Here is a 13,202-nt window from a genome sequence, read left to right as displayed (position 1 = left end):
TTTTTTTATGTCTTTTTAAAAACAATAATTAGTTTATATAAGTCGTCTGCTGTTGGCGGATGAGTGCTTCGCTTCAACCAGAATATTCGTAACAAAGTATCGGCTACTTTGTTGGTGCTTTTTGAACTGGTGTAGCTTGCTGAGACGTGGGTTGAGCGTGTTGTACAGCAGCGGGTTTTTGAGTCGGTGAACTTGGTTGTTGCGCTGTGGGAGTAGCAGCGGGTTTTGGTTGAGATGGTGGAGTTTGCCTGTTGAGTGTGCTCATCAGATAAGTTCTCCCGATTTCGAAGATTTTGTTTTTGCTTTTGATTTCTTTCAAACTCATTTGAAGGATAATTCCGGGATCTTGCTCATCGGGCATATCAAGTACTTCTACTTCTAAATAGAAGTTTCCTTCTTTTACTCTTTGTAGACCTAGTTTTTCACTGCCCAGAAGTGTGCGTGCTAATTCAGATCTTACTTTATATTCAATTGTGGCGATGCCGTTCCATTCCTTTGGGAGACTGCCTTGCTGGTGGAGCTCATCGATATCGTCGTTTATCATTTTAACTAGTTGCTGGGCTGGAGTTAGTTGCACGCAGGATTCTGATTTTTTGCTGATGAAGCTACCCGTTGGGCCATCTTGTACGATGAGGAATGCCAGGACACCTGCTGCCAGAATAACTAATGAACCAATAATCTTGTAAACCATTCCGGTGTCCTCTTGTCGAAAGCCTGCTGTCACAACCTAACGTCTTTATTATTGGGAATATTTGGGGGCACCTCAAAGGCTTTCGAATGGGGGACCAAAATCGCTCCTTCGGGCTAGGGCCCTTTGGGTGTCTAAAATACTGAAATTGCACAGGAAAGGACGCCCTTTAGGGGCCAGTGTCCAAGATTTCGACGGTGCGGGTACTGGTGGTGGAAACTGATGAAACTGAAAACCGTACGTAATTATAGGTATTTAGCTGTTCTATAGGATTCTGGCACTGAGATTGGATATATCCGGGTGAGAGAGGTGTCTATGAATACACTTACTAGATTAACAGCATTGGCTTTTGCCGTCGGATTTTACGTGGGTTGTTCCCCGGTGAACTTTGGCGTCAGCAGCAAGGACTGTAATGCCAGCACGAACTGTGTGGTTCAGAACAATAAAAAGAGCTACTCATACTCTGTGACTGCCGGCTCAGGTAAGGTCGACATTCTTATTGTGAATGACAACTCAGCATCCATGTCGTTTGAACAAAAACGTCTGGCGCCTCGCTTTGCTAACTTCATTCAAAATCTTGATGCTTCCAAAGTAGATTATCGTATCGCGATCACAACGACGGATATCAGCGGCGGTAAATTTCCTCAAGGTGGTCAATTGATCACAATGGGCGATGGCTCAAAATATATCACTCCATCTCAAGCAAATAGACTGGCTCTTTTCAATGCAGCTATTCAACGTCCTGAAACGACAACTTGTGAAAACTTTATCGCTAACTATCTAAGAGCGAATGGTGCGAGCTCGATCAATTCTGCTGGTTATCAGAGTGGTTATGCTTCCAATTGTCCTTCTGGTGATGAGCGCGGTGTTTATTCCGCTAACTTGGTTGTTCAAAACAATCCGGGCAGTTTCATCCGTGCCGATGCACACTTATCTATTATCTTCTTGTCAGATGAAGACGAGAGAAGTGGTTTGTATTCTTCGGGTAACTATACATTGGCCGCTTTGGATCAACCGGCTTCTTTGCCTAGATCTGTGAAGTCTTCATTAGGTGAAGCTAAATATGCTTCTTTGTCTATCCATGCGATCGTGGTGCGCGACACGAGCTGTCTGGCGCAACAAAACAGCCAGGTACTGGGAGATAATCCAAATCAAGACACAAAAGGTTTGGTTACGGGCTCGATTGGCTCAGTTTACTTGTCTTTCACAAACGTCAGCCCTGCATGGGGTGTATCTGCGGATATCTGTTCTTCGGATTACACAGGCCAATTGGGCACGATCCAAACTTCGATTCAAGCTAAGATCAAAGACATCTTGTTGAACTGTTCATCTCCAACTGATTTGCAAGTTTCTGTATCAGGCACAAACATCGCTCACTCTGTTTCTGGAAATGTTCTGACATTCTCTCAGACGCTTTCTCCAGGAACGACAGTAAACTTGTCATATAAGTGTGGTCTTTAATGAGCGCCTTCTCTGAAGGTGCTGAATACAGCGGGCGAAACTCTCGTAAGTCGGGAGTTTTTGTTCGAGTGATTAAGTACATCTTGCAGCGATTGCATCTTTTCTAAAAGCTAAGGAATTAAATTTTATTACACGAAGGCGAAGCTGATAGCTTCGCCTTTTTATTTTCAATTCAGAGATAACCCAAGTTTTGATGCACTAAAGATTAAAAAAAGAAGACAAAAGAGGAGAAAGAAAAGAGAAAACAAAAACGGCGGGAAGAGAGAAGAGGAAGAGGAAGGGGAAGGGGAAGGGGAAGGGGAAGGGGAAGGGGAAGGGGAAGGGGAAGGGGAAGGGGAAGAGGAAGAGGAAGTGAGATAATAAGACGAGAGGAGAAAAGGGGTGTTGGTTGTGATAAATGTTGGAAATGTTGTTGAGAAATTTTGACAGAGATGGTTCGAGATGGGGCGAGTGGTGGATGGAGATGAGACTTTCTATGATTAATCTTTAAATTATCGGAGATGTTTTGGACAATAGATCGGTCAAGGAAGGTGAGGAAGCTTTCTGTGGGCGAATTCTCAGGATGAGACGGAATTACCTGGTCTTAATCCTTTAGTCTTGAAATTGGCTTCCGATATAACAAACATGGGAATGCTAGATAGATACAAAAAAAAGGGCGGCTTTTTTCAATTGCTTCAATTGTTGGAAACATCACCAACAACTAAGAGAGAGCAATTTCTAACACTTATTGCAGGCGAGAATCCGGTTTGGGAAGAAGCGCTTCGCAAAAGAATTCTGACGATCACACGAGTGTATAGTTGGGAAGGCCAGTACTTGGTCGAGATTTTTTCGCGTGTGCAGCCGATGACATTGGCTTATGCCCTTCATGGTAATCCGCAAGAGCAGATTGATAATCTATTAAGTTGCTTACCGCCCATTTCTAAAAGAAAAATCACGGACCTTATGGCAGAAGCTAGTCCGACTCCAGCGGAAAAAGGAACAAGCATTTCTAAAATGCTAACTGAAGTGCGTGGCTTTGTGGGCCAAGGCATTATCCGTCTGGAAAAGGTGGATCCAGAATTACATATTCCTGAAAACATTGAAGAGATTCTGAACACGACAGCTTTCAACGTGAACCACGCACCATTAACGGATGCGAACGTGGCGAAGAAAGATGTGAAGCCCAACATCGTAGGTGACTCCGATGCGGCTCCGGCAACTCCTGCAAGTCAGGAAGCAGACTTCCTAAGAAGAAAAGTAAATCAGCTTTCTTCGGAAGTGAATGCACTCAAGCATGAAAACACCGTCTTAAAGGACAAACTCGCGCAGATCAAAAAGATCGCTTAGCCCGACGATCGTCGGGTATCAAATTGAGTTTTAACTCCAGAGGTTTCCTGTTTTCGTCAACGATTTTGACAAACGGGGAACTGTCGTTAATACCAGAAACTTAGGTCCGATAAGCCATTTGAAGCACGTGAGGTGTAACAAATGGTTTTCTTTAGAACCGCAATTATCGCATTATCTTTCGTCGTGTTGGGCACTGATGCCCTGGCGCAAGTCTCGATAATCAACCAGGAACAGAATGAATCTGATTTCTTGTTGGAACTGACAAAGGCTGTGGATCCCACCGCGACCTCGGTCCTTGGAATTTTCAATCAGATTCCAAGAGCGGAAAACAATAAGGACGTCGCACCCGAGTGTGACCCTAAATTTTTCGAAGACCAGCTCTTATCTAAAAAAAGAACTACAGAAGAATACTTTAAAGTCGTCAAACAATTTATGGCGAACTGCCAATCTGAACTGGCGCACAACTCTCCACGAGGCATCTTAAGCCTCGCGAAGATGGCGCTTGATGACTACAAATTTTTTAAGCATCCCCAGGTTAAGAGCATTGTGATTCCTTTATCCAATGGAGTACTAGTGCCGGCAATTGTGGGATTGAAGCAAGACAGTCGTCCACGTCCTCTGGTTGTGATGAAGTGTGGAGTTTTCTGTGGAGCCGATCAAAATGCTTTCATGAAGACGTTCCTGATTCAGCTCTTTGATTTGACTCCTTATAATGTGGTCTTACTCGCTAATCAGACAGGATTGGATTATCTGATCGCCAACTCTCATTTTTCGTTGGGCGGTTGGAGTGAAGGATTTGAATCTTTGATGGTTGGTAAATGGCTTCGCGAAAAATGGGAATACCGTGATCGTATTTCTAGCATGCACTTGATGGGTATGAGCCTGGGTGGAAATGCAGCAGTGTTCGGAGCAGCTTTTAATGATATGTATCCGATGCCGAATGGGCAGAAAGTTTATAGCTCGGCGGTAGCGATTTGTCCGGTGATTTCACTGCGCCCCACTTTAGAGCATCTTTATAGTGACGATGTGATTGGTCCTGTATTTAATATCATGACTCGTAGTCAATTTGCGAAAGCCCGTAGCTATTTGACGGATATTCCAGAGATGGTTGCAGCGGATCAGTTGCCACCCAGAAAGCAAATGCCGGGATATTTGGGTGACATGGCCTCGACGTCCTTACAAAGACGTGGCGTTGCGAGTACGTCCCCAGACTTTTTTAAGAGCAATAATTTTTGGAATCTTCCGAATAAAGTTCAAACACCTCTGATGGTATGGGCTTCCAAAGATGACAATGTCGTGAGCAATAAATTGAATGCTCAGGTCTTTGAGCATGACGACTACTATGAGTCAGCTCCTAATACCGGAGTGGTTAACGTCAACTATGGCAGCCATTGTGCCTTTTCGGCGGCTTATGGATATCAGACAGCTGCGTTAGTTCTGCGTAGCTTTGTGATGGCACATAGCCCGGAATTTGTTGATCACTATAAACGCAGTGAAATGCCTTGGAAGTTTGGTTTCAAAAAAATTTCTAGTGTCTATCAGCACGTGGGTCAGTCCTGGAAGTTTGAAGAAAAATCCAATACGGCGACAGTGACTTTTAGAATGTTCAATTTCGTCGCCAATAAGAATTGTTATTTTAAGAATCCGTTCGGTGATGAAGTCGCAGGCTGTGTGACGACGCGTGAAATGGATATTCCTATTTCAGAGATCAAGGCCATGGGTGCCCGAGTTCCGGCAAATGAAGTCGAAGCCCAGGCGCTGACTCGTGAATTTAATTCCAAGGTTGAGTTTTTGACCGATGGAAAACCTTTGAATGGTACCAGCAGCTCTAACTTCGTTTTGAGCTGGCGTCCTCTTTTTGAATAAAAAATGCAGCTTTCCTTGAGAGAAAGCTGCATTTTTGAATTTTACTATATCATCAAACTTATTTTACTGTCGAAAGTGCTTCTCGAAGAGCTGCTTCATCTTTAACGCCGATGAATACCAGTTCGGCTCTGCGGTCTGCAGAACGGCTACCCAAAGATTCTTCTGAGCCTCTGCCCACTGCAGAAACTTTAGAGGAGTCCAAGCCGTATTTTTCAAGAGCATTTGCTACAGTTTCAGCGCGACGTTGAGAGATCTTTTCGTTGATTTGTGCAGAACCTGTGGAGTCTGTGAAGCCACGGACTTCTACGCGTTCATACAAGTCCGAATGTTCATCCAAAGCTTTTGCCAAGCGTTCGACTTTTCTTTGATCTGCATTGGACATCGCGACCTGAGAAGTATTGAATTTGATCGTTGAATTGCCCGCGATCAGGCTCGACATTGCGACGTCGTTCAAGATGGGTTCTGGTTGAGCAGCGGCCACTGGACGTGCTGGCTCTGCTGTTTCAGCTACGAATTCTTCTTCTTGAACCATTGTTTCATCAGCCGCAGTAGATCTTACCGATGTTTTGTATGCATTTGGGTTCCAACCAAATTGGAAGTCCACTAGATACATCATCACAAGATCACCTTGATTACTGGTTAAGCTCATCGCACGGGCACCCAGACGAGCAAGCCATGCTTGCGACATATTGAACTCTTTTAGGACTTGCAGACCGGCAAAGATCGCATCTCCTTGGGAAGAAGCATAGTTAGCACCTTGACTGAAGAATTGATTTCCGACTACACCCATTTGCCAACGGTTGTCAGTACGATAACGGAACGCGAACTCGGCAGCGCCGTCAGTACTTGCTGTATCTAACGCTGTAGAATGAGTGAATTGTTGATTGTTGTAACCATAACCTAGGTCCATGACCCATGGGCTTTCTAGATACCAAGAACCCAACAGTTTGATAGTTGTTGGTGTACCTTCAACGTCTTGAAGGGCACTTTGATCATAACCTGTGTAACCACCACCAAGACCGATAAATGGTAAGAGTCCGCGTGGTGGCGCTTCCGTTGCTTCTTTTCCGAATTGAAGAGTGCTTGAAGTTGCTGATTGATCCTGAGCTTGGGCCCAGGCTCCTGCTAACAGAATAGCTGCGATGATAATTTTTTTCATGACGAAGTCTCCTTTTTTATGGCAGTTCCAGTATGAACTTTCAAAGAAGATCGTCAAATTCTTGCAGGGCAAATTATATGAACTTTGTGATGAATCAATTTTTTATTTGCACCCGTACACAGGACTCTGGACGTCTCATTACCGCTTGTTTAAAGAACTGCACAAAGTGCTGTAGTAACGAATCAAAGTTGTCTCGATAGGATCACGCTCTTTTTCATCGACAACATAGACACCAAGGGGATCGTTGATATCTTTGGTGGGCACAACACCATACACAATTCCAGGGGAGTAGAACTTGGAGTCACTTTCCCGGAATGTCAGAATATTGTCTTGAGAAGGATGATTCGAATCATAGACGATGAAATTGATATCGCCATTGCTGAGTCGCTGAAATCGTTTTACCAAGACCACGTGTTGAGCCATACGATTGGCACGAACGATCAGCATGGTCAGTTTATTCATCTGAAGATTGCCGAGCAGTTGATTCTTGGTTTCGCGGTTGTTCTTTTTGCTGCGGCTGCCGCTGCCAATGAGATACTTGAGGTTTTTTCCAAGTTTATGAAAACGCTCCAATTCATACTTTTCGATTTCGGATCTAAAGTTGCGATGAGTGTTGGCATCACCTTTATGGATTCTAATTCCGTCCATCAGGTTTCCCAGTAAGCCCAGATCAGTGCGCAAGTAGGATTCTTGATTTAGCAACATAGGATATGTTGAATCGCCGCGAAGCATGTTGAGAACTTGCAGAGTCTGAGGGCCTTGAACTGTGGATGGAGAGTTCCAGCGATTCAGATAAAAGAAAAGTCGTTGAGCGCGTGATAAAGACCAACAAACACCCAATTCATAAAGTCCACCACGTGCCTCAACACCCCAGTTTGTAATTGGTATGTGGAAATCGCTGGAGAACTGTTGTTGAGACATGCGACGATAGATTTCATTCACGGTGAGTTTGCTGCAGGAAAGATCCTTGACCAAAGAGTCCGATACGGTCTTTTCAGCAAAGGCGGGTAAGTTCATCGCAACAACGGCAAAGAGGGTAAATAGACTGATTTTTTTCATCGCACGAACCTAGCAAAGTATTTTGGAGAGTGCGATCTTAGAAGTATTAAGAGTTGGATATAAAAAAGGCCCGGTTTCCCGAGCCTTTGATTTACAGTTTGTAAGAATCAAACTATTTTTTAGCGACAAGTTTCAAATTCATTTCGAACTCGTCACTGATGATTTTGTCTGCAGTCAATTCTTTGAAGAAGTTGCCAGATCCATATTTAAGACCCCATTTAGTGCGGTCAACTTTAACAGTCGCTTCGCCAGTTACAACTCCTTTATCAACAGTGACTTTTGCAGGGAATTCGATCGGGTTTGTTTTACCAATCATCGTCAATTCACCTTTAACAGTCACTTCGTCCTTGGAAACAGGTGTTACGCTAAGAACTTTGAATGTAGTCACCGGGAATTTTGCTGTGTCAAAGAAGTCGTTGCTTGCCAAGTGACCAACAAGCTTCTTGTTGTATTCAGCATCTTTCAAATCTTCATTTGTGATTGTCGTCATGTCGATGTTCACTTGACCAGTTGTGATTTGACCTTTGCTATCAACTTGAACTTCACCATCTTTTACAGAGATATGACCGTTGTGAGAAGAACCAGCTTTTTTAGTGCCTTTCCATGCAACTGTGCTCTCTTTAGTATCGATTTTGTAAGCTTCCGTTTTAGTTGCGTCTGCTTTTGCAGCCTTACCTTTAGATTTCGCTTGAGCGCCAGATACTGCAAAAACCAAAACCATTGCCGTTACAAATGTCTTCATCATTATTGAACTCCTTGATGTGCTTTTAGACTTTACAAATTTTTGTATAAACTTTGTTGAATCGCAATGAATATTACCGAGCATCATACCTTCATCGACAGACTCGACTTTGACCGGGATTCATGGGCCTCCAAATCACAGTTGTGAATTGAGACATCGAGATGTAGAGACACACACAATCTTTCACAAATTCGAGGGTGTCTTGACTTTAAAGTATGGTGACCAAAGAATTTTTCGTAATTGTGGGAGGATACTTATGAGATTTCCAAAGCTTGCGTTGATGATTCTGGCGGTTGCATTAGCCAGCTGTACAAAAAAGTCGGAGGACACAATCAAGGTCGGTGTTTATGGTCCTTTCACTGGTGGGAGTGCTCCGATGGGTGTTTCCATGCGTAACGGAGTTCAGGTGGCTATTGATGAAATCAATGCCGCAGGCGGCGTTCTTGGGAAAAAGATATCAATGGTAGATCGTGACGACGAAGCCAAGAACGAACGTGGTGGACAAATCATGTTGGAGCTGTTGGACAAAGAAAAAGTCGTGGCGGTATTAGGGCCAATTAATACTGGCGTTGCCGATGCTAGTACACAGTATGCAAATACAAAAAAAGTTCCGTTAATTATTAATGTTAGTGCTGGCGCTAAAGTGAATGAACTCTTTAAAGGCAGTCCTGAAAATTTTGTATTCCGAATTGCCGCAAATGATGACATCCAATCTCGGGTCATCGTGAATGAGGCTTTAAAGCTTGGATTCAAAAAACCTGCACTTCTGTGTGACGATACCAACTATGGCCAAAATGGCCGCGAAAAGATGGAAGCGGTCCTAAAAGAGAAAGGCGTGAGGCCAGTTTACATTGGGAAATTTAAAATTAAAGACAGTGATATGAGTGCGCAACTGCAAGAGGCGCGGGCAGCGAAAGCCGACGTCCTATTGGTTTATGGTATTGGTCCGGAGCTGGCTGCCGTTTCAAACTCGATGGCTCGTCTAGGATGGAAAGTGGACATGATCGGCAGTTGGACTCTTTCAATGTCGAACTATATTACCAATGCGGGTAAAAACGGAAACGGCACAAAGATGCCGCAAACATTTATCGAAGCTTCGGCAAAATCTGATAAGCAAAAGAAATTTATCGCGGATTACAATGCCAAATTCAAAGAGTCACCAATTGCTTCTGCTGTATCTGCAGCACAAGGGTATGATTCGATGTACTTGCTGAAACTTGCAATTGAACAGGCGCAGTCACTTGACGGATCAAAAATCCGCATGGCATTGGAAGACCTGGCTGTTCCTTATGAAGGAATCACCGGATCTTATACCAAGCCTTTTTCGAGCTCAGATCACGAAGCTGTGAAAGAAGCGAATGTTATGCTCGGCATGGTAAAAGACGGCATCGTGGTGGATTCAACAACTCAGAAAAAGTAGGTCCCCGTGTCAGAGATCATGCAGATTCTGATTTCGGGTATTATTCAAGGCGTGATTTATGCGCTGATTGCCTATGGTTATAATCTGACGTTCTCAACATCGAAAACCATCAACTTCTCCCTTGGGAATGTCATTATGCTCGGTGGAGTGGTGGGGTTTTCGCTTTATGTCGATAGAGCCACGGGACAACTGTTGGGGTATCCCTATCTATTTCCTATTATCGGAGTTTTGGTCACAGGTGTCATTGCCGGGTGGATGGTGCATCGCTTTGCGGTGGCGCCAGCCTTAAAAATGAAATCTGAGTATACCTGGGTGCTGGCAACATTGGCGATGGGTATCATCTTTAAAAATGCAGTCGAACAAATTTGGTCTACGGGAGACTATCGTTTTCCGTCTCCCTTGGGAGATGATCCCATCCGTATTTTGGGAGCGGGTGTTTACCCGCAAGAGATCATGGCAGTTATTGTTGCCACCGTCATAGTTTTTTCTATCGAACTTTTCCGCAGAAAAACTATTTATGGAAAAGCCATTCAAGCTGTTAGTGAAGACAAAGATACCGCCAGTTTGATGGGGATACCTCAAGAACAAGTGGTGAAGGTTTCCTTTATGATGAGCGCTTGTATCGCCACGATCGGGGGGCTGATGGTCGCACCCTGGACATTTGTTTCTGCCACGATGGGATCATCGCTTGGTACAAAAGCCTATGTCGTGGCCATTATCGCAGGATTGGAATCAGGCTTCGGTTTAATTTGGGGAGGATTGATCTTGGGAATCTCGGAGTTCTTCACAGCTCGTTACATCTCCTCGGGATATAAGGAACTTCCTGGTTTTATAATTTTGATTTTAGTCATCCTGATAAAGCCCAGCGGTCTGTTTGGGAAAAAATCGATCAAGAAGGTTTAAGGGGGAGTGGTGAAGAAGCAATCGTGGAAATGGGCCACATACATTTTGTGTTTGCTTCCCTTGTTGATACCTTCGTTGGTGGAAAACGAATACTACGTTCATGGAATTTTAGGACGTATTATCGTTTATACTATTCTGGTGGCCGCTTTGGATCTGGTCACGGGTTATATCGGAGATATCTCCATTGGGCATGCGGGTCTTTTTGCCGTGGGGGCTTATACCATGGCCATTTTGAACTCTACGGCCGCCGCAAATCAGGGAAGTACGATTCAAGGTTTTTATGAATGGCCTTATTGGTTGTCCTTAGCGACAGCTATTGTGGTGACTGCGGCCTTTGGGTTTGCCTTGGGCTTTCCCTCATTAAAGGCATCGGGTCCCTATTTGGCTGTTACGACCATCGCCTACGGAAGCATCATCTATACTATTATAAATGAACAAGAGGCCCTGACTAACGGAACTAAAGGAATTCAGATGGTGCCATTAAAACTTGCGGGCTTTTCACTATCTGGAAATAATTTTATTTATCTGATTTATCCCTGTTTGCTTCTGGTGATGTTCTTGAAAAGAAACTTGGCGAGAAGTTTCTGGGGCAGGGCTTTTGAAGCGATTAAGTATTCCAGTATCGCCGCCGAAAGTTGTGGGATTTCTCGTTCACGCTTTAAAATTTCAGCTTTCGTTTTGTCAGCAGCCATTGCGGGGTTGGCGGGCGCTTTATTTACTCATCTGGATAATTATGTGGCGCCGAATACATTTACTTTGGATTTTTCTATCTTGGCGCTGATGGCTTTAATTTTTGGTGGTGTTCGATCTGTTTTGGGGAACTTTATAGGGATGGCTTTGGTGGTGATTCTGCCGGATGTCTTTACTTGGTTCAAAGACTGGCGACTGATGGTTTTTGGTATTCTGCTTTTGCTGGCTTTGTTTTATCTGCCAAATGGGTTGGCCGGTTGGATTCGTGGGTACTTTGAAAAATGGTTTCCGGCTTTGCGAAACGATTATGATCTGGAGAAAATCAAAGAGAATGCTGCGGCCCAAAATCTTCAGTTTCATACTGGTTCCGCTGGCGGTCCGATTCCATTGCGACTTGAAGGATTGGAAATGCGTTTCGGCGGTCTGATTGCGGTAAACCGATTAGAAATGAAGATTGCACCGGGTACGATTCGCGGTTTAATGGGCCCAAACGGTTCGGGGAAATCTACGACCGTAAATTTGATCACAGGGCTTTATCAGCCGACCGCTGGTCAAGTATACATCTTTGACAAACCCTCAAACAGCGTTAAGCCGCATCGTCGGGCGTATCTGGGGGTGGCACGTACCTTTCAAAATCTGCAACTTTTTTCTGATCTTACGGTATTGGAAAATGTTTTGGTGGGTTTACACAAACATTATCGCTCGTCTTTGCCAGCGGTGCTGCTGGGGATGCCGCACGTAAGACGGGAAGAAGATAAGTTTGTGGTGGAAGCTTATAAGTGGTTGGAGTTTGTAGGACTTGAACATTTGGCATTGGAGAAAGCCAAGAACTTAGCCTACGGGCAGGCAAGGCGATTGGAAATTGCACGGGCTCTGGCTTTGCAGCCAAAGATATTATTACTGGATGAACCCGCGGCCGGTCTGACTTCCGGAGAGATTCAGGAATTCAACAAAATCATACGCAAAGTCAAAGAAGCCGGCCTTGCGATTCTTTTGATCGAACATCATATGGAAATGATGATGCAAATTTCGGATGAAATCACTGTTTTGGATTTCGGCAAAAAAATTGCCGAGGGTTCTCCTAAAGAAGTGCAAAGCAATCCCCAAGTTATTGAAGCCTATCTGGGCGCGGAAGGGGCACAGCATGCTTGAGGTAAAGAATCTTGCTGTCCACTATGGCGGCATCCAAGCTTTGAAGGGCGTCAGTATCCAAGTTCAACCCGGAGAGTTGGTTGCAATGATTGGAGCAAATGGTGCGGGTAAAACGTCCTTGCTTCGTACCATCTCGGGACTGGTGCAGCCTGCTGCCGGAGAGGTCTACATCGATGGTAAGCTTGCTAATAAAATCCCCGCTCACAAGCGTGTGGCCTTTGGTCTGGCTCATTGTCCAGAAGCCCGTCGCATTTTTGCGCAGCAAAGTGTCCATGATAATTTGCTTTTGGGTGCATTTCTAAGAACAAAGAATGAAAAGAAAGCAGAGATCGAGAAAACCATCGATGAGGTCTATGGGATTTTTCCCCGCTTGAAAGAGCGTAATGCTCAGCTGGCCGGAACCCTTTCTGGGGGAGAGCAGCAAATGCTTGCCATCGGCAGAGCGCTGATGTTGAAACCCAAAATCCTTATGTTGGATGAGCCCTCGATGGGACTTGCACCGGTAATCATCGACGAAATGTTTTCGGTGATTAACAAAATTAAAGCGACAGGAACAACCAGCATTCTTTTGGTGGAGCAATTAGCTTTTCGTGCTTTGCAAGTTGCGGATCGCGGGTACGTTCTTGAACAAGGTGTGGTGCGTGTCGAGGGTAATGCGAAGGAATTACTAAAAAATCCTCAGGTTAAAGCCGCTTATCTCGGAGTGACACAGGAAAAATAAGCGTTCGTTTCATGC

The 13,202-nt window shown here is 44.5% G+C and carries 11 protein-coding genes; 7 read left to right on the top strand and 4 right to left on the bottom strand.

Going from position 1 to position 13,202, the window contains the following annotated elements; genetic code table 11:
• Positions 1–103: 103 nt before the first annotated feature.
• Positions 104–691, bottom strand: coding sequence for a hypothetical protein (locus tag DOM22_RS15745; RefSeq protein ID WP_142701296.1), 588 nt, complete (start codon positions 689–691; stop codon positions 104–106).
• A gap of 312 nt (positions 692–1,003) precedes the next feature.
• Between DOM22_RS15745 and DOM22_RS15740 the strand changes: the two genes are divergently transcribed.
• The 3 genes from DOM22_RS15740 to DOM22_RS15730 all read left to right on the top strand — a co-directional run bounded on the left by DOM22_RS15740 (position 1,004) and on the right by DOM22_RS15730 (position 5,341).
• On the top strand, positions 1,004–2,149 hold the full coding sequence (locus tag DOM22_RS15740) for a hypothetical protein (RefSeq protein ID WP_246845686.1): 1,146 nt from the start codon (positions 1,004–1,006) through the stop codon (positions 2,147–2,149).
• A gap of 630 nt (positions 2,150–2,779) precedes the next feature.
• On the top strand, positions 2,780–3,475 hold the full coding sequence (locus DOM22_RS15735) for a FliG C-terminal domain-containing protein (RefSeq protein ID WP_246845685.1): 696 nt from the start codon (positions 2,780–2,782) through the stop codon (positions 3,473–3,475).
• A 141-nt stretch (positions 3,476–3,616) separates the two neighbouring features.
• Positions 3,617–5,341 carry a S9 family peptidase gene (locus DOM22_RS15730; RefSeq protein WP_142701293.1) on the top strand — a complete coding sequence of 575 codons (1,725 nt, stop codon included), beginning with the start codon at positions 3,617–3,619 and terminating at the stop codon, positions 5,339–5,341.
• A 58-nt stretch (positions 5,342–5,399) separates the two neighbouring features.
• Here DOM22_RS15730 and DOM22_RS15725 read toward each other — a convergent pair whose 3' ends face one another.
• The 3 genes from DOM22_RS15725 to DOM22_RS15715 all read right to left on the bottom strand — a co-directional run bounded on the left by DOM22_RS15725 (position 5,400) and on the right by DOM22_RS15715 (position 8,304).
• Positions 5,400–6,500 (bottom strand): OmpA family protein, encoded by a 1,101-nt coding sequence (locus tag DOM22_RS15725; protein ID WP_142701292.1) that lies wholly within the window; start codon positions 6,498–6,500, stop codon positions 5,400–5,402.
• A gap of 138 nt (positions 6,501–6,638) precedes the next feature.
• Entirely contained in the window at positions 6,639–7,559 is a 921-nt protein-coding gene (locus DOM22_RS15720; protein WP_142701291.1) for a hypothetical protein, read from the bottom strand.
• Between the two features lie 112 nt (positions 7,560–7,671).
• The gene (locus DOM22_RS15715; protein WP_142701290.1) at positions 7,672–8,304 is read right to left on the bottom strand and encodes a YceI family protein; all 633 of its coding nucleotides are present in this window, start codon (positions 8,302–8,304) and stop codon (positions 7,672–7,674) included.
• A gap of 253 nt (positions 8,305–8,557) precedes the next feature.
• On the opposite strand from DOM22_RS15715, the gene DOM22_RS15710 reads away from it, so the two are divergent.
• From DOM22_RS15710 to DOM22_RS15695, 4 genes are read left to right on the top strand one after another with little or no spacing between them, the layout of a single operon-like run.
• Entirely contained in the window at positions 8,558–9,721 is a 1,164-nt protein-coding gene (locus DOM22_RS15710) for an ABC transporter substrate-binding protein (protein ID WP_142701289.1), read from the top strand.
• Positions 9,722–9,739: 18 nt separating this feature from the next.
• Positions 9,740–10,624, top strand: coding sequence for a branched-chain amino acid ABC transporter permease (locus DOM22_RS15705; RefSeq protein ID WP_142702261.1), 885 nt, complete (start codon positions 9,740–9,742; stop codon positions 10,622–10,624).
• A gap of 9 nt (positions 10,625–10,633) precedes the next feature.
• Positions 10,634–12,466 (top strand): ATP-binding cassette domain-containing protein, encoded by a 1,833-nt coding sequence (locus DOM22_RS15700; protein ID WP_168196680.1) that lies wholly within the window; start codon positions 10,634–10,636, stop codon positions 12,464–12,466.
• Positions 12,459–13,187 carry an ABC transporter ATP-binding protein gene (locus DOM22_RS15695; RefSeq protein ID WP_142701287.1) on the top strand — a complete coding sequence of 243 codons (729 nt, stop codon included), beginning with the start codon at positions 12,459–12,461 and terminating at the stop codon, positions 13,185–13,187. Before DOM22_RS15700 ends, DOM22_RS15695 begins: the two co-directional genes overlap by 8 nt.
• The last annotated feature ends 15 nt before the right edge of the window (positions 13,188–13,202 follow it).

Source organism: Bdellovibrio sp. ZAP7 (genome assembly GCF_006874645.1).
Lineage (GTDB): Bacteria > Bdellovibrionota > Bdellovibrionia > Bdellovibrionales > Bdellovibrionaceae > Bdellovibrio.
The sequence above is the reverse complement of the archived record's forward strand: the minus strand, read 5'-3'. Positions and strand labels throughout refer to the sequence as shown.